20 protein-coding genes are annotated in these 22,307 nt (G+C 68.5%); 7 read left to right on the top strand and 13 right to left on the bottom strand.

Annotation, left to right across the window (positions count from 1 at the left end):
• Positions 1–180 precede the first annotated feature (180 nt).
• Together IRT45_RS29850 and IRT45_RS29845 are read right to left on the bottom strand one after the other, a co-directional pair.
• Positions 181–852 (bottom strand): CPBP family intramembrane glutamic endopeptidase, encoded by a 672-nt coding sequence (locus IRT45_RS29850; RefSeq protein WP_194809153.1) that lies wholly within the window; start codon positions 850–852, stop codon positions 181–183.
• Between the two features lie 55 nt (positions 853–907).
• Positions 908–2,665, bottom strand: a complete 1,758-nt coding sequence (locus IRT45_RS29845; RefSeq protein WP_194809152.1) for an alpha/beta-hydrolase family protein — start codon at positions 2,663–2,665, stop codon at positions 908–910.
• 139 nt (positions 2,666–2,804) lie between these two features.
• On the opposite strand from IRT45_RS29845, the gene IRT45_RS29840 reads away from it, so the two are divergent.
• Positions 2,805–3,086 carry a YiaA/YiaB family inner membrane protein gene (locus IRT45_RS29840; protein WP_039776015.1) on the top strand — a complete coding sequence of 94 codons (282 nt, stop codon included), beginning with the start codon at positions 2,805–2,807 and terminating at the stop codon, positions 3,084–3,086.
• 30 nt (positions 3,087–3,116) lie between these two features.
• Here the strand turns inward: IRT45_RS29840 and purL are convergent, their stop codons facing one another.
• Positions 3,117–5,411 (bottom strand): phosphoribosylformylglycinamidine synthase subunit PurL, encoded by a 2,295-nt coding sequence (gene purL, locus IRT45_RS29835; protein ID WP_194809151.1) that lies wholly within the window; start codon positions 5,409–5,411, stop codon positions 3,117–3,119.
• Positions 5,412–5,571: 160 nt separating this feature from the next.
• Between purL and IRT45_RS29830 the strand changes: the two genes are divergently transcribed.
• Positions 5,572–6,867, top strand: a complete 1,296-nt coding sequence (locus tag IRT45_RS29830; protein WP_309241215.1) for a glycosyltransferase 87 family protein — start codon at positions 5,572–5,574, stop codon at positions 6,865–6,867.
• A 52-nt stretch (positions 6,868–6,919) separates the two neighbouring features.
• On the opposite strand, the gene IRT45_RS29825 is transcribed toward IRT45_RS29830, so the two are convergent.
• Together IRT45_RS29825 and IRT45_RS29820 are read right to left on the bottom strand one after the other, a co-directional pair.
• Positions 6,920–8,218, bottom strand: a complete 1,299-nt coding sequence (locus IRT45_RS29825) for a M18 family aminopeptidase (protein ID WP_194809149.1) — start codon at positions 8,216–8,218, stop codon at positions 6,920–6,922.
• Between the two features lie 69 nt (positions 8,219–8,287).
• A complete protein-coding gene (locus IRT45_RS29820; protein WP_039776008.1) occupies positions 8,288–8,722 on the bottom strand; it encodes a MarR family winged helix-turn-helix transcriptional regulator in 435 nt (144 codons plus the stop codon).
• Between the two features lie 45 nt (positions 8,723–8,767).
• Here IRT45_RS29820 and IRT45_RS29815 point away from each other — a divergent pair, with 45 nt between their 5' ends.
• On the top strand, positions 8,768–9,835 hold the full coding sequence (locus IRT45_RS29815) for a substrate-binding domain-containing protein (RefSeq protein WP_194809148.1): 1,068 nt from the start codon (positions 8,768–8,770) through the stop codon (positions 9,833–9,835).
• A gap of 20 nt (positions 9,836–9,855) precedes the next feature.
• On the opposite strand, the gene IRT45_RS29810 is transcribed toward IRT45_RS29815, so the two are convergent.
• Positions 9,856–10,854 carry a LysR family transcriptional regulator gene (locus tag IRT45_RS29810; protein WP_194809147.1) on the bottom strand — a complete coding sequence of 333 codons (999 nt, stop codon included), beginning with the start codon at positions 10,852–10,854 and terminating at the stop codon, positions 9,856–9,858.
• Positions 10,855–11,221: 367 nt separating this feature from the next.
• Between IRT45_RS29810 and IRT45_RS29805 the strand changes: the two genes are divergently transcribed.
• Entirely contained in the window at positions 11,222–12,364 is a 1,143-nt protein-coding gene (locus IRT45_RS29805; protein ID WP_194809164.1) for a Glu/Leu/Phe/Val dehydrogenase dimerization domain-containing protein, read from the top strand.
• A 12-nt stretch (positions 12,365–12,376) separates the two neighbouring features.
• On the opposite strand, the gene purQ is transcribed toward IRT45_RS29805, so the two are convergent.
• Positions 12,377–13,063, bottom strand: coding sequence for a phosphoribosylformylglycinamidine synthase subunit PurQ (gene purQ, locus IRT45_RS29800; RefSeq protein ID WP_036497761.1), 687 nt, complete (start codon positions 13,061–13,063; stop codon positions 12,377–12,379).
• The gene (gene purS, locus IRT45_RS29795) at positions 13,060–13,293 is read right to left on the bottom strand and encodes a phosphoribosylformylglycinamidine synthase subunit PurS (RefSeq protein ID WP_194809146.1); all 234 of its coding nucleotides are present in this window, start codon (positions 13,291–13,293) and stop codon (positions 13,060–13,062) included. Before purS ends, purQ begins: the two co-directional genes overlap by 4 nt.
• A 193-nt stretch (positions 13,294–13,486) precedes the next feature.
• Between purS and IRT45_RS29790 the strand changes: the two genes are divergently transcribed.
• Positions 13,487–14,131, top strand: a complete 645-nt coding sequence (locus IRT45_RS29790) for an MBL fold metallo-hydrolase (RefSeq protein ID WP_194809145.1) — start codon at positions 13,487–13,489, stop codon at positions 14,129–14,131.
• Positions 14,132–14,158: 27 nt separating this feature from the next.
• On the opposite strand, the gene IRT45_RS29785 is transcribed toward IRT45_RS29790, so the two are convergent.
• On the bottom strand, positions 14,159–15,529 hold the full coding sequence (locus IRT45_RS29785) for a dipeptidase (RefSeq protein WP_194809144.1): 1,371 nt from the start codon (positions 15,527–15,529) through the stop codon (positions 14,159–14,161).
• Positions 15,530–15,692: 163 nt separating this feature from the next.
• On the opposite strand from IRT45_RS29785, the gene IRT45_RS29780 reads away from it, so the two are divergent.
• A complete protein-coding gene (locus IRT45_RS29780) occupies positions 15,693–17,138 on the top strand; it encodes a glutamate decarboxylase (protein WP_194809143.1) in 1,446 nt (481 codons plus the stop codon).
• A 6-nt stretch (positions 17,139–17,144) separates the two neighbouring features.
• On the opposite strand, the gene IRT45_RS29775 is transcribed toward IRT45_RS29780, so the two are convergent.
• The 3 genes from IRT45_RS29775 to IRT45_RS29765 form a co-directional block, all read right to left on the bottom strand.
• Entirely contained in the window at positions 17,145–17,864 is a 720-nt protein-coding gene (locus IRT45_RS29775) for a DUF2334 domain-containing protein (protein ID WP_194809142.1), read from the bottom strand.
• 105 nt (positions 17,865–17,969) lie between these two features.
• Positions 17,970–20,147, bottom strand: a complete 2,178-nt coding sequence (locus IRT45_RS29770; RefSeq protein ID WP_194809141.1) for a S9 family peptidase — start codon at positions 20,145–20,147, stop codon at positions 17,970–17,972.
• Between the two features lie 99 nt (positions 20,148–20,246).
• A complete protein-coding gene (locus IRT45_RS29765; RefSeq protein WP_063065915.1) occupies positions 20,247–20,459 on the bottom strand; it encodes a hypothetical protein in 213 nt (70 codons plus the stop codon).
• Between the two features lie 311 nt (positions 20,460–20,770).
• On the opposite strand from IRT45_RS29765, the gene IRT45_RS29760 reads away from it, so the two are divergent.
• Positions 20,771–20,995 carry a DUF397 domain-containing protein gene (locus tag IRT45_RS29760; RefSeq protein ID WP_223273481.1) on the top strand — a complete coding sequence of 75 codons (225 nt, stop codon included), beginning with the start codon at positions 20,771–20,773 and terminating at the stop codon, positions 20,993–20,995.
• A gap of 66 nt (positions 20,996–21,061) precedes the next feature.
• Here the strand turns inward: IRT45_RS29760 and IRT45_RS29755 are convergent, their stop codons facing one another.
• Entirely contained in the window at positions 21,062–22,021 is a 960-nt protein-coding gene (locus IRT45_RS29755; protein ID WP_194809140.1) for an alpha/beta hydrolase family protein, read from the bottom strand.
• Between the last annotated feature and the right edge of the window lie 286 nt (positions 22,022–22,307).

Genomic DNA, 22,307 nt, shown 5'->3' with positions numbered 1-22,307 from the left:
GGCCGGACATCTCGCGCCGGTGGGCCGGGCATCGGTCGCATGCCCGACGCGATCTGTCCACAACTGTCAACAGGGCTGCTCATGGACAGACCGGGCCGACGACGTCTGCCGGTGCGGGCGACGTGCGGAGTCGGGAGCCCGGGCTCCGGCGGTGGATGCGACGCCCGGCGAACTGGTTCGCTAACGCGGAGCGCCACCTTCGGCGCGAGGAGGAGTCCTGGCGCGGCGGTTCCGTAGTGCGCGGGCCGCCCGGGGAGCGAGCGCGCCGCCGGCATTCAGGGCGAGGTGGGCGAGGGCGGGCGCCGTCGCGCTGCCGGTGCGGCGGCGAAGCCACGAGAAGACCAGGCCACCGGCGGTGGTAACGGCGACGGTGGCCGCGACGTTGTCGCCCGCCGAGCGCGCCGGATGAATGTGCCAGAGACCGAATACCAGTGCGCCGCCATGCCTTCGTACAGGCCCCGCATCCTCGAACAGCCGATCCAGCGTGCCGCGGAAGATCAGCTCCTCGCTGTAGACGGTGCCGACCGGAATGTGGAGGCCGACCCATTCGGCCGTACTCACCTCCGGCTCGCGATCGGCGACCGCCGCTATCCGGGCACGGATTCCCGGCACGGCGAGGCCCACGCCGTACGCAGCACCGACCGACCCCAATGCGACTGCGCCCCAGGTGAATCCGCGCCGCGAGATCCACTCCGGCCTACCGGCGAAGACAGCGGCGTATCCGGTCGCGAACGCGGCGTTGGCCACTGTGCGGCCTCGTATACCCGACCCCAGCCGCGGCAGCACGAGATTGCTCCACACCAGGGCGACGGAGGCCGCCAGGAGGGTGCGGACCGGGCCTCGGCGACTCATCGACCCGCACCGTGCGAGTGCGTGTCGTCCGCCGTGGCGGCGAAGGTTCCGCCGCTCATTTCACCACGCGTTCGAACGCTTCCGACAGTTCCAGCTGGGTCCGAATGCTCTCCTCCAGTCGAGGATTCCAATCCGGCGGTGGCAGCACGGCCGCCCAGCCGTCGAGGACCAGGGTGCCGTAGTTGTGGCCGTGCCCGTCGCTGACCCCCTGAGCGTTGGTCAGGTCGGCGGCGACCTGCCAGAAGGTGACCAGCGGCCACCAGCGCATCTGCGTGGACACGTCCGAGCCGCGCGGTTCGGAGAGCCAATCCGGTTGGGAGAAGATCAGATCCGGCGACCACCAGACGATCGGATCGGACGGGTGTTGCAGATAGGCGATGCGCGGACGCCGCCATTCCGGCGACGGTTTCGCCAGATCCGGTGCACCGGAGGCGAATCGGACCACGAGGCCGTCGGCGTAGATCGGTTCCACTTCGCGGGTGCCGGGATCGCGGCGCTCGACGAACTGCTTCCACAGCCGATTCGTATTCGGCGGTCCCACCCACAGCGCGCCGTCCACCTTGGTGCGCAGATCGGCCAGCCCGTCGAAGGCCGCCTCCGATCCCTGCGACCCCAGGCTCTCCCCGTAGACCAGCAGTTTCGGCCGCGACTGCGGTGGCCGCGCGGACCAGGCGGCATACACCGCGTCGAACATCTTCTTCCCGGCCACCGCGACCTTCTCCCGGTCCGCGAGGAACGACAGCACGCTGGGCAGATAGGAGTACTGCGAGGCCACGATCGCGGTATCGCCGCCGTACATGTACTCGAGCGCACCCGCGGACGTCGAGTTCACCCATCCGGTTCCGGTGGTGGTGACGATGACCAGCACCTTGCGGTCGAAGGCGTGGGTGCGCTCGAGTTCGGCGACCGCCAGCTGCTCCTGGGTCCGCCCCTCGCCCGCCGAGCCGAGACCGACGTAGACCCGGACCGGTTCGCGCGCGGGCTTACCCGTCACCGCGCCGATCCGGAAGGCATCGGGTCCGTGCGAGACGAACCATCGCCCTTCCGAACCGAGCGTGTCCCATTCGGCCAGCGATGCGGGGCTGCCGGAGCGCCCGGGGTCGGTCGGCTGCACCGCGTACGGCGTCATCTTGTCGTTGCGCACGCTGAACGCCGAGTTGGCGACGGTGAAGAACGCCTCCGACAGCACACCGTTGAACAGCAATACCGCCACCACGGCCAGCACGATGGCGCCGACGCTCGGAGCCAGCTGCGGCGGCACCCGCACCCAGCGGCTGAGCAGCCGGGCGAAGAACCGCACGATCCACCGCGCCGTGCGATAGATCGCCACCACCAGCGCGGCCACCGCGACACTGAGCCCACCGGTGCGCAGATAGGCGGCACGCGTGGTGCCTTCCATATCCATCAGGTCGTAGATCTGCCGTTGCCAGTCGGCGGAGAGGACGAGCATGTAGATCGCGGTGAGAAGGCAGATCGTCAGGATCGTCACCTTGACCGCATAGCGAATCCGCAGCGACGGTGTGCGAAAACGCAAGCGCGGCCGGATCAGTCTGCGAAAGCCCCACTCCAGCAGACAGCCCACGCCGTAACCGATGGCCGCATTCAGACCGCTGATCAGGCCTTGGAACAGCCAGTCGCGCGGCAGTAGCGACGGCGTTACCGACCAGGCGAAAAAGACTGTCGCGGTGACCAGTCCGACGTAATTGAGCGCGATGATGTCGTCCTCGAGCCGCCGCAGCAGGCGCAAACCTCGCCGATAGACCACAACGCCGCGCGTACGCAGCGTTGTGAGAGTCTCGGCGGTATCGAGCACCCGTCAAGTATGGCGGTCGGCGTGCGGAAATCGGGGACCTCTCGACGTGAGGCAAACAACTGCTACAACGGGAATTACCCGGGGTACTCGAGTAGTTCTACGCACGATCCTCGCGGCCCGGGACCGCAGACTCGAGGGTATGAGCACTCCCACCCAGCAGAAGAGCAGCCCCGCGTTCCTGGCCCAGGCCGCGATCGCCTTCGGTGTCAGTTTCGTCGCCGCCACCGCCGGCATCGTCTATCTGCCGCTGGACATCTGGCAACGCGGTTTCCTGCTGATGACCACGCTGTTCATGGTCTCGAGCGCGTTCACCCTCGCCAAGGTGATCCGCGACCAGTTCGAATCCGCGCGCGTACATCAGCGCATCGACGAGGCCCGAGTGGAAAAGCTGATGGCCGAGCACGATCCGTTCCGGATGTGAGCGGACCGCGGCGCCGCGGTCCGCATCGGGTCACTCCGCGGTGGCGCCGAACAGCGCGGGCAGCGTGCCCTCGTGGGCGGTGCGCAGTTCATCCATCGTGATCGAGAACTGGCCCTGCACCTCGACCGAGTCCGAGCCCTGATCCACGACGCCGATGCGCACCCACGGCAGTTCGCGGGCGGTGCACATCTTGGTGAAACGCGTCTCCTCCGACCGGGGTACGGCGACCAGGACACGTCCGGCCGATTCCGAGAACAAGGTGACGAACGGGTCGTCGCCCTCGGGAAGCAGGATGCGCACACCGGTTTCACCGGCCAGCGCTCCTTCGACCACCGCCTGGGCCAGTCCGCCCTCGCTGAGATCGTGTGCGGCGCTGATCATTCCGTCGCGAGAACCGGCGGTCAGCACCTCGGCGAGCAACTGTTCGCGGGCGAAGTCCACCCGCGGCGGCACACCGCCCAGGTGATCGTGCTCGACCTGCGACCAGATCGATCCGTCGAATTCGTCGCGGGTCTCGCCGAGCAGGATCAGCGTCTCACCGGGTTCGGTGCCGAATCCGGTCGGAATGCGCCGGTGCACATCGTCGATGACGCCCAGCACGCCGACCACCGGGGTCGGCAGGATCGCGGTCCGACCGGTCTGGTTGTAGAAGCTGACGTTGCCTCCGGTGACCGGAATGCCCAGGGCCACACAGCCGTCCGCGAGGCCGCGCACGGCCTGCTGGAACTGCCACATCACGCCCGGATCCTCGGGGGAACCGAAGTTGAGGCAGTTGGTGACGGCCTTCGGGGTGGCGCCGGTGCTGGCCACGTTGCGGTAGGCCTCGGCCAGCGCCAGCTGCGCGCCGGTGTATGGGTCGAGTTTGGTGTAGCGGCCCGAGGCGTCGGTGGCCAGGGCGATACCGCGGCCGGACGCCTCGTCGATGCGGATCACACCGGCGTCGGCATGTTCGGCCAGCACCGTGTTGCCGCGCACGTACCGGTCGTACTGCTCGACGATCCACTTGCGGCTGCACAGCGGCGGGCTGGAGATCAGCTTCAGCAGCGTGGCCCGCAGGTCGTCGCCGGACTTCGGCCGGGCCAGCCCGGCGGTGGTGTCGGCGACCAGTGCGTCCTGTTCCTCGGGGCGCTGCACGGGCCGCTCGTAGACCGGGCCTTCGTGCGCGACGGTGCGCGGCGGCACGTCCACCACGGTTTCGCCGTGCCAGTTCACCACCAGGCGGTCGCCGTCGGTGACCTCGCCGATCACGGTGGCCAGCACATCCCACTTGTGGCACACGGCCATGAACGCCTCGACGTTGTCCGGCGTCACCACCGCACACATGCGTTCCTGCGATTCGCTCGAAAGCACTTCCGCCGGAGTCATATTCGCCGCGCGCAGCGGCACCCGGTCCAGATCGATGCGCATGCCGCCGTCGCCGGCCGCCGCCAATTCCGATGTCGCACAGGACAATCCGGCACCGCCGAGGTCCTGGATACCGACCACCAGACCGGCGTGGTACAGCTCGAGACAGCACTCGATGAGCACCTTCTCGGCGAACGGGTCACCCACCTGCACGCTGGGCAGTTTCTTACGGCCGGAACCGGATTCGTCATCCGAGAAGGTGTCCGAGGCCAGCACCGACACACCGCCGATGCCGTCCAGACCGGTCCGCGCGCCGAACAGCACGATCTTGTTGCCGGTCCCGGAGGCGAAGGCCAGGTGCAGATCCTCCACCCGCATCACGCCCGCGCACAGCGCGTTCACCAGCGGATTGCCCTGATAGGAGGCGTCGAACACGGTCTCGCCGCCGACATTGGGCAGACCGAGGGAGTTGCCGTAGCCGCCGACACCGCGCACGACACCGTCGACCACGCGCCGGGTGTCGGGGTGGTCGGCGGCGCCGAAGCGCAGCTGGTCCATCACCGCGATCGGCCGCGCGCCCATCGCCATGATGTCGCGCACGATGCCGCCGACGCCGGTGGCCGCACCCTGATACGGCTCGACATAGGAGGGGTGGTTGTGGCTTTCCACCTTGAAGGTGACCGCCCAGCCGTCACCGATGTCCACCACACCCGCGTTCTCGCCGATACCGGCCAGCATGGAGGCGCGCATCTCGTCGGTGGTGGTCTGGCCGAAGTAGCGCAGATGCACCTTCGAGGACTTGTAGGAGCAGTGTTCGCTCCACATCACCGAGTACATCGCCAGCTCGGCATCGGTGGGGCGGCGGCCCAGAATGTCGCGGATGCGCGCGTATTCGTCGTCCTTGAGACCCAGCTCCTTGTACGGCTGCGGGGTATCCGGAGTGGCTGCGGCGGCGCTGACGGTGTCGACGTGGACAGTCACGGTGGGCTACCTAGGTCCTTTCGGCCGGGCAAACGTGCAGCTACGAGCTCCGACGCTGGAGTGAGAGACGGAATGCACGCGGATGGGGAGTCCAGGCCAGTCTAATGGGTGGCAAACCCACCCCGACCAGGCAGCACCTGTTCACCGGTACGCTGGGCCGGTGAACGATCGATCCAGGGTCGCAGATCCGGACGAACTGCCCGCGACCTCGTCGTCCGCGCGGTCCACCGGGGGGCTGACGACTCGGCAACGACGGCTGCTCATCATCGCGATCGCCTTGTTCGCCGCGTCGGCGATCGTCTCCTGGGCCACCCATATCTGGACCGGCTACATCGATCTCCAGGTCTACCGCAACGGCGCGCACACCTGGCTCGACGGCGGCGACCTGTACGGGCCGATGCCGAAGGTCCAGGGCATCGGCCTGCCGTTCACCTATCCGCCGCTGGCCGCGCTGTTCTTCGCGCCGCTCGCGCTGATGCCGCTCGCCGTCGCCGAATGGCTGGTGCTGCTCACCTCGATGGCGAGCCTGGCGGTCACGCTGTGGCTGGTGCTGGTCCGGGTGCGGCCGCGGATGGACCGCTCCACCCGGGTGATCCTGGTGATCGGGGCGCTCGCCCTGCTCGGCTTGTCCGAACCGGTGCGCCAGACCTACAACTTCGGCCAGATCAATCTGATCCTGATGGCGGCCGTCGCGCTCGACGCGCTGGTGCGCAAACCGTTCTGGCCGCGCGGCATGCTGATCGGAATCACGGTGTCGGTGAAGCTGATCCCGGCCGGCTATCTGCTCTACTTCCTGCTGCGCCGGGACTGGCGCGCCTGCCTCACGCTCATCGGCTCGGCGATCGGCGCGATCGCGCTGGCATACCTGCTGTTCCCGCACGATTCCACCGAATACTGGTTCCACACGCTGATCGATACCGGTCGCATCGGGCCGCCGCAGTACGCGGGCAACCAGTCGCTCAAGGGTTTCGCATTCCGCCTGGGCGTCTCCGACGCGGCCGCGACGGGGATCTGGATCGGATTGTCGCTCATCGCGATCGGACTGGCCGCGCTCTGGATGAAGCGGCTGCTCGACGCCGGCCATGAGGTGTCCGCGCTGCTGGTGAATTCGGCGGCGGTCCTGCTCGTCTCGCCGGTCTCGTGGTCGCACCACTGGGTGTGGGTCGCGCCCGCGCTCCTGGTCGCGGGCGACCTGATCGCCCGGATGCCGGCCGCGGACGCCCCGGACACCCCGGGACGCGCGGCGCGGCGGCGACGGATGTGGATCGCGGTCACGGCCGCGATCACCGTGCTGTTCATGGTCGGCCCGCAGTGGGTGCTGCCGCACAACGCCGACCGCGAACTGCGCTGGGCGTGGTGGCAGCAGATCATCGGCAGCAGCTATGTGCTGGTGACTTTCGCCGCCCTCGTGATCGCGGCGATCGCCTATCGGCCCGCGGGGTCCGATTCGGCGTGAGCGACGCGGCCCTCCGTGGTTGCGCCGCGCTGCCGCCTCCGGGCCGCGCCGCTCACGCCGGGGTGAGGAAGGCCGCCAGCGCCGCCGAATAGGAGGGCACGTCCGCGGCTCCCATCAGTTCGCGGGCCGAATGCATCGCCAGCTGCGGTGCACCCACATCGACGGTCGGCATGCCGGTGCGCGCCGCGGTCATCGGGCCGATGGTCGAACCGCACGGCAGATCCGCGCGATGCACGTACCGCTGCAGCGGCACCCCGGCCTGCGCACAGGCCAGGGCGAAGGCTCCGGCACCGACCGCATCGGTGGCGTAGCGCAGATTCTGATTCACCTTCAGCACCGGGCCACCGCCGACCTCGATGCGATGGGAGGGCTCGTGCCGGTCCGGATAGTTGGGATGGGTGGCATGGGCCATATCGCCGGAGGCGCAGATCGAACCCGCCAGTGCCGCAAGGTAATCCGCGCGGCCACCGCCGCGAGCGAGCACGATCCGCTCCAGGATCGCGGGCAGCAGATCCGATTGCGCGCCGCGATCGGATTGGCTGCCGACCTCCTCGTGGTCGAACATCGCCAGCACCGGGGTGACCTCGCCGTCCCGGTCGGCGGCGGCCAGGAACGCATGCAGTCCGGCATAGCAGGTGGCCTGGTTGTCCAGCCGCGGCGCGCTCACCAGATCCTGGTCGCGGCCGACCACCCGGCTCGGTTCCAGGTCGTGGGTCATGAGTTCCCATCCGAGCACGTCGTCGGCGCGGACGCCGGCCTGCTCGGCGATGTAGGCGATGAACGAGCGCGGCCGCTCCCCCAGCCCCCAGATACCGTTGACGTGGCGTTGCGGATCCAATGTCACCCCGCGGCGATCCTCGGACAGGTGGATGGCCAGTTGCGGCACGCGGACCAGCGGATCATCGATGCGGACCAGCCGCTGACCCAGCCCGTCGCCCTCGCGCACGGTGAGCCGGCCCGAGATGCCGAGATCGCGGTCCAGCCAGGAATTGAGCCAGGCGCCGCCGTAGGGCTCCAGGCCGATCATCTGCCAGCCCGCGACGGCCAGGTCGGGGTGCTGTTTGACGCGCAGGTTCGGGCTGTCGGTGTGCGCGCCGACCACCCGGAACGCCCCGGCCGGATCGGTATCGGTCGCGGCCCATGCCACCAGCGATCCGCCGCGGATCACGAAGTAGCGGCCCACTCCCCCGTTCGTCTGCGCCGCCTCGGCCCACGGCCGGGCCTCGGGCAGTTCGGTGAATCCGTGGGCCGCCAATTCGGCTGCCACGGTGCGGCATACGTGGAACGGGGACGGCGAGGCATCGACGAAGGCGCACAGCCCGGAGGCCGTCGCGGTGGTGGAGACCGGCATACCGGCGATCCTAACGGCTGCCGGAATTGCCGTATTTTTGCCGAGTCGGCCGTCGCATCCCGAACGGGATCACTCCGACTGCGTCTCGACCATCAACTCGAGTAGCCGGAGCAATTCCGCGTGATTTCGCGCGCCGATTCGTTTCCGCAATTCCTCTTCGGCCAGTGACTCCTGCTCGCGAACCGAATCCACCAGATCCTTGCCGCGGTGGGTCAAACCGATGAGAATGCGGCGGCGATCGTCCTCGGCCGCAATTCGAAAGATCAGGCCGCGTTCGGCCAGGGCGTCGGCGTGGCGGGTGGCCGACGAGGGCGGTAGCTGGGCGCGAACCGCCAGCTCGCTCATGGTGATGCCGGAGCGGTCGGACAGATTCGACAGCATGGCCCACTGGTCGGCGGTCAGCTGCCTGGCACACAGTGCCGCGTCGAGGTGCCGGAGCCAACCGCGTTCCGCAGCGCGCAGCGCCCCGTGCAGCGTGGCAGCGCCACTTACAATGGTCGACATATTCTCCGCCCCATCATTTCGCTCGGATACGAAGAAGGGTACCGAATGTTCTCCTTCGGCGAGAGCCCGGACGAAGTGGTCGAGGTACTGAATATCGTCCCGCTGCAGGGCCCCGTCGGAATTGTCGCGCCGTCCTGTGAAGCCGCGATTTCCTTGGCCGCTGAAGAAATCAACAGTGGCACAGGAATTCTGGGCCGCCAGGTGCGGGTGACGACCATCGACGGCGGCCGCAGTCCGGCCGAGGTGGCCGACGAGGTCTCGGCGCTGCTGGCCACCGGAATGGTCGATGCCATCACCGGCTGGCACATCTCGGCGGTACGCCAGGCGGTTGCCCGGGTGACCGGCGGGCGGGTCCCCTATCTGTTCGCCAACGTCTACGAGGAGTTGCCGAACGAACCGGCCGAGGTGGTGATGATCGGCGAGGCGCCCAGCGGCCACATCCTGCCGGCCATGCGGTGGCTGTCGCGGGAATTCGGCACCCGGCGCTGGGCGATCATCGGCAACGACTACATCTGGCCGGTGGCCACCGGCCGTGACGTCCGTGCCGCGTACCGCGAGGCCATCCACTACGAGCGCTATGTGCCGCTGGGCACCCGGGATTTCGGATCGATCCTCACCGATCCGCTGCTGGACCGGGCCGACGGCATCGTGATGCTGCTGGTCGGAATGGACGCGGTCCGGTTCAATCAGCAGTTCACCGCGATGGGCCGGGCCGCGACGCAACTGCGGGTCAGCCCGGTCGTCGACGAACAACTCCTGCTCGCCGCCGGCCCCGGCGCCAATACCGATCTCTATGTCGCGTCCAGTCTGTTCCCGGATGTGAACGCCGATCCCGACCGGCTCGCGCGCTACCACCACATGCACGGCCGCTTCGCGCCGAAACTCACCTACTTCGGCAACACCGCCTACGAGGCGCTGCACACGCTGCGGGCGATGGCCCATGCGGTCGGCTCCCTCGAGGTGCCGCGGATGCGGGCCGCGCTCGAGGACGGTGTGGTGCTGGAGACGCCGTCGGGCGCGCGGATGTACCGCGACAATCACGTGGTCCGCCCGCCCAGCCTGATCGCCCGCGCAGAGGGCGTGGACCTGCGGATTCTGGACACGCTGTACTGACGCCGCGCACCGCGTCCGGCTCACTCGAGTCCGAGCGCCTTGTGGGTGACCTCGACCGAATCGTTCGGTGGCACAACGGTTTCCGGGTCCGGCGCGGCGAGCAGCGGCCGGTCCGGACCGAGTCCCTTGTCGACGGCGGCGGCCCGGAACGCGTTGACGACGAACAGCAGCGCCGCCCGGCGTGCGGTATTGGTGCGGTAGGCCAGCGAGACGGTCCTGGTGAGCCCCTCGTTGAGTCCGACGATGTCCACGCCCGCCGGTCGCAGCGCCAGTCCCAGATCCGAGACCAGCGTGACACCGAGTCCGGCGGCGACCATCGCCATCGCGGTCGACTGCTCCTCCACCTCGTGGTCGATGCGCGGTTCGACCCCGCCGGATTGGAAGGCCAGCCGAACCGCGTGACCGAAATGGGAGCGAGCGGGCGCGAGGATCCACGGATGTTCGGCCAGATCCGCCAAGGTCGCCGTCCGTGCCGGCACCGCTCCGGCCGGCACCGCCGCGTAGAGCCGCTCGACCGCGATGACGGCACGTTCCAGACCGGGATCCCAGGTCATCGGATAATTCGAATAGTCGAGTACGAACGACAGGTCCAACGTGCCGTCGCGCACCGCGGCGGCCGTCGCCTCCGGCACGAGTTCCCTGGTCCGCACCAGAATGCCCGGATGGGCGCGGGCGAGCGCGGTGAGCGCGTCGGGCAGCAGCCCCGAGGCGACCGAGGCCCACACACCCGCCGTGAGTGTCGCCGATACCGACTCCCCGGACTCCTCGAGTGCCTGTGTCGCTCGCTCCACCGAGGCGAGGATCTCCTCGGCGTGCTCGGCGAGCAGCACCCCGCGATCGGTGAGCTGCAGCCGGCGCCCACGCCGCTCGAACAGGCGCAACCCCACGTCCCGCTCCAACTGCGCGAGTTGCTGCGACACCGCCGACGCCGTGTAGTGCAGCGCACTCGCGGCCGCCGTGATCGTGCCGCGCCGATGGAGCTCGCGCAGCATGCGCAGTCGGGCCAGCGACAGATCCATGCATCGAGCGTAAGCGGTGAACGGAAACCGTACGCGCGGCTGACGACGCTGCGCGGAAGCGCTGTGCGGAAACCAGGAGCGCTGTGCAGAAACACTGAACATGGCCGTGAACGAACCGTAAATAGACGTGTGACCGGGCGGGACGCACGCTGGTGACAGCGAATCACCAGCCGGGACGACGTGGTCCGGACGCCGATCGTCGCGCGACTCGACGTTCCGCGCGGATGGTGGTCGGACCATCCGAACCCGAAGGAGGTAGTTCGCCGTGACGACGATCCACAACCCGGCCGAGAGCACCGCACACGCCGTCCCGGCAGTGCCCGCGACCGCCCCGGCAATCCCCGTGAACCGCCGCCCCGAGCCGTACATGCGACTGCAGTGGACCGATGCGGCCACCGGTGCCGTCGGCTACCTCGTCGTCCACACCCTGCGCGGCGGCCTGGCCACGGGCGGCACTCGCATGCGGGCCGGCTGCACGCTGAGCGAGGTGGAGGATCTGGCGCACGGCATGGCCGCCAAGACCGCGACCTTCGATCTGCCGATCGGCGGTGCGAAGGGCGGCATCGACTTCGACCCGAAAGATCCGCGCGCCGTCGGAGTGCTGGAGCGATTCTGCGAGGCCATGCGCCCGTGGATCGACGCGCACTGGGTGACCGCGGAGGACCTGGGTGTCCCGCAGCATCTGATCGACGAGGTCTTCGAGAAGCTGGGCCTGGGCCAGAGCTATCACGCCGCGATCCGCCGCGCCGCCGATCCGGCCGCCACCCTGGAACGGGTCCGCGACGGCCTGAACGCGGCGGTCGAGGGCGGTTTCCTGCTGGGCGATGTGATCGGCGGTTACGGTGTCGCGCACGCCTGCCTCGCCACGGCCGTCTCCTGGGGCCGGATGCCGGCGGAGACGACGGTCGCGATTCAGGGCGTCGGCACGATGGGCGGTGCCGCGGCCTATTACCTGCACGAGGCGGGTATGCGCGTCACCACCGTGGCCGATGCCGCCGGGGCCCTGCACCGGGCCGGCGGACTGGATATCCCGGCACTGCTGGCGCTGCGCGACGACTACGGCGAAATCGATCGCTCCCGGCTGCCGGCCGATGTCGAGCAACTGCCACGCACCGCGGTGCTGTCCGCCGAGGTCGACATTCTGGTCCCCGCGGCTATCTCGTACGCGATCACGCCGGACAACTCGTTCGACGTGCGCGCCCGCGTCGTCGTCGAGGCGGCCAACGCCGCCACCACCCCGGAGGCGGAGGCCATGCTCGCCGCCCGCGGCGTTCCGGTGCTGCCGGACTTCGTCGCCAATGCCGGTGCGGTCGCCTGGGCGTGGTGGTTGCTGCTCGGTCAGGTCGACGACGTGCCGGACACGTCCTTCGATCGCCTGCGCACCACCATGCACACCAAGGTCGCGCGGTTGCTGTCCGCCTGGACCGACGACGTCATCACGCCGCGCGAGACCGGTCGACGCTGGGCGGAAGACCCGGCACCGGCCACCGATGCCGTCGTGATTCCCTGAGCGACGGGCCGATCAGGCCGTGGTGACGAGGCTGTCGAGGACCGACAGGAAGATTCCCAGTCCGTCGTCACTCGGCCCCGTCAGCGGTTCGGTGGCGTGTTCCGGGTGCGGCATGAGACCGACGACGCGACCGTTCGGCGAGGCGATGCCGGCGATATCGCGCTGCGAACCGTTGGGGTTGCCGCCCACGTAGCGGAAGACCACCCGGCCCTCGCCCTCGAGTTCGTCGAGCACGGCCTGCGAGGCCTGGTAGCGGCCCTCGGCGTTTTTCACCGGGACCAGAATCTGCGCACCCGCGTCGTAGCGCGAGGACCACGCGGTCGCGGTGGACTCCACCCGCAGCCACTGATCCCGGCAGACGAAGTGCAGACCCTCGTTGCGGGTCAGCGCGCCCGGCAGCAGCCCGGCCTCGCACAGCACCTGGAAACCGTTGCAGATTCCCAGCACCGGCATACCCTTACCGGCGGCCTCGACGACCTTGCCCATCACGGGCGCGAACCGTGCGATGGCACCGGCGCGCAGATAGTCGCCGTAGGAGAATCCACCCGGCACCACCACCGCGTCGACACCCTTGAGGTCGGCATCGGCATGCCACAGGCTCACCGCTTCGGCGCCGGCCAGCCGGACCGCGCGCGCCGCGTCGACGTCGTCGAGCGTGCCGGGGAAGGTGATGACACCGATGCGCGCAGAGCTGGTCACAGCCGCACCACTTTCCAGTCCTCGATCACCGTGTTGGCGAGCAGGGCCTCGGCGATCTTCTCGAGCTCGGCATCGCTGACGCTGTCGTCGATGTCGAGTTCGAACCGCTTGCCCTGCCGCACATCCGACACACCCGGGAAACCCAGACGTCCGAGCGCGCCGGCGATGGCCTGACCCTGGGGATCCAGGATCTCGGCCTTCGGCATCACCTCGACCACAACTCGTGCCACGCGTTGCTCCTCAAGCTGGTGGGGGGATTACCACAACAGCTTAATCGGGGCTACTCCCGGGCGCCGCGCCGGGCCGCGGCCGCTGCGAGGGACGTCACAGCGCCTGTCGGCCGGACTCCGCGCGGCCCCTCCGTGGTTACGCGGGCTGCCGCCTCCGGGCCCACGCCGCGGCCGGGGGATATAGCGTGAATCCATGCGCATCGCCCACTTCGGTCATTCCTGCGTCCTCGTCGAATTGAACGGCGCGAAGATCCTGTTCGATCCGGGCACTTTCTCGCACGGCTTCGAAGGCATCACGGGACTCGACGCGATCGCGATCACCCATCAACATCCCGATCACATCGATCCCAACCGGATCGAGGCCCTGGTCGACGCGAATCCGAGCGCCCGCCTGCTCAGCGATCCGCAGACCGCACAGCAGCGCGGAGAACCGTGGCAGGCCGTGCACGCGGGCAATATCGTCACCCTCGGCGATCTGCAGATCACCGGGGGCGGCGGCAAGCACGCGGTGATCCATCCGGAGCTGCCGGTCATCGACAACACCGTCTTCCAGCTCGGCACCGCCGACGATCCGGCACAGTTCGTGCACCCGGGCGATTCGCTGTGGGTGCCGCCGGTATCGGTCGGAGTGCTGGCGGTGCCGGCGGTCGCGCCGTGGATGAAGATCAGCGAGGCGGTGGACTATCTGCGCGCCGTGGCGCCGCGCACCGCCGTCCCCATCCACTACGGCATCATCGCGCCGGAGGCACAGGGCATCTACTTCGGCCGCCTGTCCGAAATGCGCCCGGCCGACACTGAATTCGCGCTCATCGAACCGGAGGACAACAAGACCTTCTAGCGGGTTGTTCCTGTCCTCGCATACCTGTCACCGCGTATACGAGGACAGGAACAACGCCTCCGCGAGCGCCATGTGCTCGATCTCGCTGGGGTCGACACTCTCGTTCGGGGCGTGGATGAGGCATTTCGGCTCCTCGACGCCGAGCAGCATGATCTCGGCGTCGGGATAGGTCTCGGCGAAGACGTTGCACAGCGGAATCGAACCGCCCTGCCCCTGCGTGGTGGCGGTGCGACCGTAGGCGGCGGCGAAGGCGTCCTCCATCGCCAGCCGCGCCGGGCCGCCGGTACCGGAGCGGAACGGCGCACCCGTCCCCTCGGTCTCGACCCGCACCCGCGCACCCCACGGCGTATGCGATTCCAGATGCGCGGTAAGGGCTTTCAAGGCGGGAGCCGGATCGACCCCGGGCGGGATCCGCAGATTCAATCGGGCCCGCGCGCTCGGCTGGACGGCCGCCGCCGATCCCACCACCGGTGGCACATCGATGCCCAGCACGGTCAGGGCCGGGCGCGCCCAGAGCATGTCCGAGATACTGCCGCTGCCCAGCACCTGCACACCGTCGAGGATGCCGGCATCGACCCGGAACTGCTCGACCGGATACTGCGCGCCGTCCCAGACCTGATCGGCCGGCAACCCGCCGACCGTGGTGTTCCCGTGTTCGTCCCGCAGCGTCGCGAGGACGTGGATCAGCGCGGCGACGGCATCGGGCGCCGCCCCGCCGAACATGCCGGAATGCAGTGGCCCCGACAGTGTTTCGACGGTGACGAGCACATTCACGTTTCCGCGCAGAGTCTGAGTGAGGGTCGGCACGCCCGCCGCGAAGTTGCCGCAGTCACCGATCAGCAGTGCGTCGGCGCGCAGCAGATCCGTGTGCTGCGGAACGAATTCCTCCAGGCCGCTGGTGCCCTGCTCCTCCGACCCCTCGCAGACCACCGTGACACCGACCGGATATCCCTTGTCTCCCAGTGTGTTCCGCAGCGCCCGCAGCGCGGTCAGATGGACGACGATATTGCCTTTGCAGTCGGCCGCGCCCCGCCCGTACCAGCGCCCGTCCCGCTCGGTGAGCTCCCACACCGGCGTCTCCCAGGCCGCCTCGTCCACCGGCGGCTGTACGTCGTAGTGGCTGTACAGCAGCACCGTGGGAGCGCCGGGCGGAGCCGGATACCGGGCCACGACCGCCTCGCTACCGTCGGGCGTCTCGTGCAGGCCGACGTCGGTGAGACCGAGGCCGGCGAAGGCGTCGGCGACCCAGCGCGCCGCCCGATGACACTCTTCCGGCGGAAACTGCCGCGCATCGGCCACGGAGCGATACGAAACCAACTGGGCCAGATCGGCTTTCGCCTGCGGCATCAAGGCGCGCACCTGTTCGCGCAGGGCCGCCGTCCGAGATTCGTCGGTCATGTACCCAACCTAACCCCCTTTCCCGGATCGGCCGCATCGGCGCCGGGCGCGGTGCGGGCCGGAATTCGCCCGATTCGTCCCTCGCGTTCGCGACCGTCCCGCAACCCCAGCGGGGCATGATGAGGGAGAGCTCGACCGCGATCCGACCACCGGAGAGGACGAGATGTCTGCATCATCGGAATCCGACGACCTGTTCGCGATGCCCGATCTGGATCGCGGCGCACCCAAAGACCACTTTCCGCACCGCGAGATACCGGGTCCGGAGGCCTATCAGATCGTGCACGACGAGCTGATGCTCGACGGGGTGTCGCGGATGAATCTGGCCACCTTCTGCACCACGTGGATCGACGACAACGCCCGACGGCTGATGGCGCAGAGCCTGGCCAAGAACATCGTCGACAAGGACGAATACCCGCAGACCGCCGAACTCGAGCGCCGGTGCGTGCGCATGGTGGCCGACCTGTGGCACTGCCCCGATCCCGGGTCGACGCGCGGCACCTCCACCACCGGGTCCAGTGAGGCGGCGATGCTCGGCGGGCTGGCCGCGAAGACGCGCTGGCGCAAGAACGGCGGCCAGGGCATCCCCAATTTCGTCTGCGGCCCGGTGCAGGTGTGCTGGGAGAAGTTCGCGCGCTATTTCGACGTCGAGATCCGGCAGGTGCCGCTGCGCGGGAACCGGTACACGCTGGAGCCGGAAGACATTGCCGCACAGTGTGATTCGAACACGATCATGGTCGTCGCGACGATGGGACAGACCTTCACCGGCCTGTTCGAGGACGTCGCCGCGATGTGCGCGGCCCTCGACGATCTGGAGGCCCGCACCGGCCTGGACATCCCGCTGCACGTCGACGCCGCCAGTGGCGGGTTCCTCGCCCCGTTCACGGCGCCGGATCTGGTGTGGGACTTCCGGCTGACGCGGGTGAAGTCCATCAATGCCTCCGGGCACAAGACCGGCCTGGCCCCGCTGGGCGCCGGTTGGGCGCTCTGGCGCACGGCCGCCGACCTTCCGGACGAACTCGTGTTCGACGTCGACTACCTCGGCGGCAGTATGGCCACGTTCAATCTGAACTTCTCCCGCCCCGGCGGCCAGGCCATCACCCAGTACTACGACTTCATCCGGCTCGGCCGGACGGGATACACCAGGCTGCAGTCGGCGATCTATCGCGTCGCCGAACATCTGGCCCACGGACTCACCGAGACCGGGCTGTTCGAGATGATCCACGACGGCAACCCCACCCGGGGCATCAGCGCGGTGTCGTGGCGGCTGCGCGAGGATCCCGGCTTCAATCTGTACGACCTGTCGGAACGGCTGCGCTCGCGCGGCTGGCTGATCGCCGCCTATCCGCTCCCCGCCGACCGGCAGGACGAGACGATCATGCGCGCGGTCGTCCGGCACGGCTTCACCCACGATATGGCCGATCTGCTGCTGGCCGATATCGACCGTTGCATCGACCAGCTGAACAAGCATCCGCTGTCGACCTCACTCACCCGCAAGGAGGCCGGCGGCTTCACCCACGACGCCACCGCCGTCGTATCGGACGAGGCGATCGTCACCGCGGTGCAGGACATGCGGCGCACGGCCGACGAGGATCCGGCCGATGTTCGCTGAGACGGTTCAGGCCGCGTGCGGCATGGCGTACGGCTCCCACCGGTAGACGTCCGGAACCGCTTCGTGGAACAGGGCCAGATCGACCGCGTCCAGCATCGCCTGGTGCGGTCCGGGCCGGGACAGCTGCGCGGCCGAGACGGCCAGCCGCAGCGTTCCGCCGCGCCGCGCGATACGGGCCGCGCTCATGATCAGTGCGTGGCACCACCACGGTTCGGCCCGGAAACCCTCACCGACACCGTGCACCCAGCAGCGTTGCGCCGTATCCCGTTCCAGATCGTGGATGGCGGTCAATCCGAGCGCCAGCCGGAAGCCGACCTCGGGCAGGGCGGCGACAGCACCCTCGGAGGCCGTCCAGCGCGGTGCCGCGAACAGCCGGGTGCGCAGGCCGATCTGTTCCATCACCCGGTCGGCGGCGGTGAGGCGCAGGCGCGCTTCGTGGGTGGGCAGCGCGGCGAATTCGGCGCGGCGACGTTTGGTCGCGGCCTGGTCGTAACCATGCAGCACGATCGCGTCACCCGCGGCACGCCGATCCCGCAGCCACTGCTGGGTGCGCGAATCCTCGGTGAGCCGGTACTTCCCCTTCAACCGCGGCGCCACCAGCAGCGACAGCCGAACCCCGCGGCCGTCCATCTCGGCCGCGAAGGCACGCGCCTGGTCCAGTGTGGTGTCGCGAATACCCGACACCGAGACGATCAGCTGCCCGGACCCCCGGTCGTTGCCGCTCATGACTCCACTGTGCGCGCGGCAGGTGTCGGCCCCGTGCAGCCGAGGTGACGCCCCGACGAATTCCCGGAGCGGGCACCCGACCGCACGGACCGGCCGAAGCCGTCCTCAGCCGACCTCGCCGAGCCCGACGCGGTCGAGCACCCAGGCGTATTCGAAGGCGACTTCCTTCCACTTCTCGTAGCGCCCGCTGACGCCACCGTGCCCGGCGCTCATCTCGGTCTTCAGCAGGAGCTGGGCATCGCCGGTTTTCGTCGCCCGCAGCGCGGCGACCCATTTCGCGGGCTCGACGTAGAGCACGCGGGTGTCGTTGATGCTGGTGATCGCCAGGATCGCCGGATAGTCCACGGCCGCTACGTTCTCGTACGGCGAATAGGACTTCATATAGGCGTAGACCTGCGGATCCTCCAGCGGATTGCCCCACTCGTCCCATTCGATGACCGTCAGCGGCAGCGACGGGTCCAGGATCGAGGTGAGCGGATCCACGAACGGCACGTTGGCGAGGATGCCCGCGAACAGTTCGGGCGCCAGATTGGCCACCGCACCCATCAGCAGCCCACCCGCACTGCCACCGTCGGCCACCAGCACCTGCGGCGTGGTGACGGCGGTGTCGACGAGATGGCGTGCGCAGGAGACGAAATCGGTGAAGGTGTTCTTCTTGGTGAGCGTCTTGCCGTTCTCGTACCACAGCCGGCCCATCTCACCACCACCGCGCACATGGGCGACCGCGAACACCATGCCGCGGTCAAGCAGCGACAGCCGCGACACCGAGAAACCGGGGTCGATACTGGCCTCGTAGGAGCCGTATCCGTAGAGCAGCAACGGTTTCGGACCGGACCCCTCGCTGTCGCGGCGGCGCACCACCGAGATCGGAATCCTCGTACCGTCCGTCGCGATGGCCCAATCCCGGTGCTGCACATAGTCGTCCGGGTCGTAGCCGCCGAGTACCTGCTGCTGTTTGCGCAGCATCAGCTCACCGGTGGCGGGTACGTAGTCGAAGACCTGCATCGGGGTGATGAACGAGGTCACGCCGAGCCGCAGCGTCGGCTGCGCCCATTCCGGGTTGGAACCCACGCCGGCGGAGAACAGCTCCAGGCCGAATTCCAGCTCGCGCAGTTCGCCGTAGCCCTCGGAAGTCAACGGCCACACCGCGACTCGCGGCAGCGCCTCACGCCGATACGAGAGCACGAGATGATCGCGGAAGCAGTCGACGTCCTCGAGCCGCACATCGTCGCGATGGCCGATGAGCATGGTCATCGCCGCCGGATCGTCCACCGGCGCCTCGGTGAGGACGAAATTCTCGGCCTTCACGCCGTCGACCACATCGTTGTGCAGGATGAGCAGCCGGTCCCGGCCGCCGATCACCGCGTGTTCGGCCGAATACTCCACACCCTCGCGGCGCGGCAGCAGCACCCGGAACTCACCCTCCGGATCGTCGGATTCCAGAATCCAGCCCTCGGTGGTGATCTTGGACCCGACCCAGATCATCAGGTACTTCTCGGAGCGGGTGGCGCCGATGCTGACCCAGTAGCGCTCGTCGGGCTCGTGGAACACCGTGACGTCGTCGGTCTTCGCGGTGCCGAGGCGGTGGCGCCACACGGTGTCGGGCCGCCAGGACTCGTCGACGGTCTGATAGAAGACGTGGGTTCCGTCCAGCGACCAGGTCGCCCCCGGCGCGGTGCCGGGGATCTCGTCGCCGAGCAGTTCGCCGCTGCGCAGATCCTTGAACCGCAGCACATATCGCTCGTCACCGACGGTGTCGGTGGAATAGGCCAGCAGGGTGCCGTCGTGGCTGATCGAATAGGCGCCGAGGGCGAAGAAGTCGTGTCCCTCGGCCAGCACGTTGCTGTCGAGCAGAATCTCCTCGCCGGGGATCTCGATGTCGACGTCGAGTTGCGGCGGAGTCCAGTCGTCGCGGTCGGCGATCGGGCAGCGGCAGTGCACGCCGTACTGCTTGCCTTCGAAACTGCGCGAGTAGTACCAGTAGTCGCCCAGCCGCGCCGGAACCGACATATCGGTCTCCTGGGTGCGCGATTTGATCTCGTCGAAGATCCGCGCGCGCAGCGGGGCCAGGTGGGCGGTCTGGGCGTCGGTGTAGGCGTTCTCGGCCTCGAGATGGGCGATGACCTCGGGATCGTCCTTGTCCCGCAGCCATTCGTAGAAATCGACGAAGGTGTCACCGTGATGGGTGCGTTCGGCCGGGACCTTCTTGGCCACCGGCGGGGTCACCGCCGCCGTGTCGTCGCCGGCGTTCTGGATGGTTCCGGTACCACTGTCGAGAGCCATGGTGACCACCGTAATCGCGGTGGCCGAGTCCGGGCGCGCACCCCCACGCCCGCCGACACGAGCGGATCGGCGAGTGCGGGGGCGCGAACTCGGTCCGCGCTACCCCAGCCCGGTGGTCCGTGGTGCGGGCCGACGCAGGTCACGCCCGTTGCCGCGGGCCGAACGACGAGATTCCATCAGGAAGAACAGTGCGGCTTTGCGGCGTGGGCATTGGTCGGTGGGACAGCTGCTGTGACTGTGCAGGATGTTGTGTGCCTGCTCGACGGTGAGGTGCCGGGGCACCACCGCGCAACTGTCGAAGACGGGTGCCATGCGGTGCTCCATCCTTGTCGTCCCTTCAGTGCGGCAGGGCACGCCCTCTCGGTCTCTTGACCAGTCGACGCCCTCCAACTGCCACAGTGGATGGGGTTTCCGATCAGGTTGCGGCGTAAACCAGCGGTGTTGCCGGGACAGGTGGACGAATGCCACATTCCGCAGGTCGGCATATCGGTGTGATTCCGGCCATGCCCACACGCGCGGATTCGGAAACGACGCCGGTGCGGCGGCTTCCGACCGCTTACGCTCGGGGACGGCAGCGTCCGCGCGGATTCCGGCGGGCGATCACATCGATGCAGGAGCACAGGTTGGAAGCGAAGAATCGCGAGATCGAGCCCGGGGCGGTCTGGCAGCGCAGCGGTGACGGGGAGGGCGGTGTCGAGGTGGCCTTCCTGGCCAGCGGCAATATCGGGCTGCGCGATGCCAAGAATCCGGACGGGCCGGCGCTGATCTTCACACCCGGCGAGTGGCGGGCGTTCGTCGCGGGCGCCAAGGACGGCGAATTCAACCGCCCGGGCGCCCAGCCGCACTGAACCGAGCCCTGACGAAATCCGGTCGCGCGGGCCGACGCGGTCCCGCGCCGATCGGACGCCCGGTGATCAGGCTCCGATCGCCGCGCCGACGGTCGGCCAGGACGCGTGCAGATAGTCCTGCCAGTACGACCAGGAATGCGTCCCCACCGGGCTGTGATCGACCCGGGCCGGAATGCGCAAACCGCGCAGTCGCTGTTCGAAGGCGGTGACGCAGACGTCCACCCCGGCCTCGATCGGCCCGCCCAGGACGATGTTCTCCGGCAACTGCGGTTTGATCTCGGTCTCGTGCGGGCCGGGGATGCCGGTGCCGGTGGACAGGTAGACGGTCTTGCCGCGCAGCCGATCCGCCAGCAGCGCCGGATCGTGGGCACCCCACTCCGGACTTCCCGGCGCACCCCACATATCGAACGGATTGCCCCCGCGGTTGGCGATCGAGAACATGATCGCCCCCTGCGCGATACCCAGATCCGGGCACGCGCTGTAGCCCGCCACCGCCTCGTACAGCTCCGGATGGCGAACGGCCAGAACGAACGCCGCGATTCCGCCCATCGACAGGCCGCCGATCGCGTTCACGCCGTTGCCGGAGAAGGTGGCGTCGATGATCGGCGGAAGTTCGCGCGTCAGGAAGGTCTCCCACCGGTAGCGGCCGAAATGCGGATCGTCGCGCTGCCAGTCGGTGTAATAACTCGCCTGCCCGCCGATCGGCAGGACGACATTGACGTTCTTACCGTAAAAGAAGGGTTCGGCATCGGTGGCGTTGGTCCAGGTGCTCTGCTGCACACCGGGATCGAGCCCGTCGAGCAGATAGTACGAGGGCCGCGAACCTCCGCCGGCCGGATGCAGGACCTGGACCTGAACGGTGCGTCCCATGGCTGGAGAGTCGATGAACAGCGCCGTCCGGGTCGGGCTCATATCGTTTGTTCCGACCACCCGCGCCGCCGATGCGCGTGGCTGTGGGCCCATCCAGGGACCGAAGACGCCCAGTCCGACTGTCAGCGCAACCGCAGCAACGAGTGAACGTCGCATGTCCCCACCTCCGTCGACCCACCACAACTGCTACTTAAAGTAACGCACACCGTGGTGCCGCGCGGAGCTTTCGACCTCCTGGCGTTTCCTCAGCAAACCGCCCGGTCCGCAGCACGACTCAGGTGAGCCACCACTTTCCGTCCTGTCCGCTCGCGGCATTCGGTTGCGCCCGCCCGGCCGCACCCCGGATCGATGCGGCCAGGTAGTCCAGGTCCGCACGCGGCGGCGTGGTCGCGCGATTGCGCAGCCCGAAGCCGTCGCCGGGCGTGCGCGGAATGACGTGCAG

Source organism: Nocardia sp. BSTN01, from assembly GCF_015354405.1.
Classification (GTDB): Bacteria; Actinomycetota; Actinomycetes; order Mycobacteriales; family Mycobacteriaceae; genus Nocardia.
This window is presented reverse-complemented; position numbering and strand designations above follow the sequence as displayed.

Coding starts and splice junctions, on each gene's coding strand:
- IRT45_RS29815 (WP_194809148.1), top strand. CDS start 8,768: ATGTTCTCCTTCGGCGAGAGCCCGGACGAAGTGGTCGAGGTACTGAAT.
- IRT45_RS29770 (WP_194809141.1), bottom strand. CDS start 20,147: ATGGCTCTCGACAGTGGTACCGGAACCATCCAGAACGCCGGCGACGAC.
- IRT45_RS29790 (WP_194809145.1), top strand. CDS start 13,487: ATGCGCATCGCCCACTTCGGTCATTCCTGCGTCCTCGTCGAATTGAAC.
- IRT45_RS29765 (WP_063065915.1), bottom strand. CDS start 20,459: ATGGCACCCGTCTTCGACAGTTGCGCGGTGGTGCCCCGGCACCTCACC.
- IRT45_RS29850 (WP_194809153.1), bottom strand. CDS start 852: ATGAGTCGCCGAGGCCCGGTCCGCACCCTCCTGGCGGCCTCCGTCGCC.
- IRT45_RS29780 (WP_194809143.1), top strand. CDS start 15,693: ATGTCTGCATCATCGGAATCCGACGACCTGTTCGCGATGCCCGATCTG.
- IRT45_RS29810 (WP_194809147.1), bottom strand. CDS start 10,854: ATGGATCTGTCGCTGGCCCGACTGCGCATGCTGCGCGAGCTCCATCGG.
- IRT45_RS29755 (WP_194809140.1), bottom strand. CDS start 22,021: ATGCGACGTTCACTCGTTGCTGCGGTTGCGCTGACAGTCGGACTGGGC.
- IRT45_RS29805 (WP_194809164.1), top strand. CDS start 11,222: ATGCGACTGCAGTGGACCGATGCGGCCACCGGTGCCGTCGGCTACCTC.
- IRT45_RS29820 (WP_039776008.1), bottom strand. CDS start 8,722: ATGTCGACCATTGTAAGTGGCGCTGCCACGCTGCACGGGGCGCTGCGC.
- IRT45_RS29775 (WP_194809142.1), bottom strand. CDS start 17,864: ATGAGCGGCAACGACCGGGGGTCCGGGCAGCTGATCGTCTCGGTGTCG.
- IRT45_RS29785 (WP_194809144.1), bottom strand. CDS start 15,529: ATGACCGACGAATCTCGGACGGCGGCCCTGCGCGAACAGGTGCGCGCC.
- IRT45_RS29825 (WP_194809149.1), bottom strand. CDS start 8,218: ATGCCGGTCTCCACCACCGCGACGGCCTCCGGGCTGTGCGCCTTCGTC.
- IRT45_RS29840 (WP_039776015.1), top strand. CDS start 2,805: ATGAGCACTCCCACCCAGCAGAAGAGCAGCCCCGCGTTCCTGGCCCAG.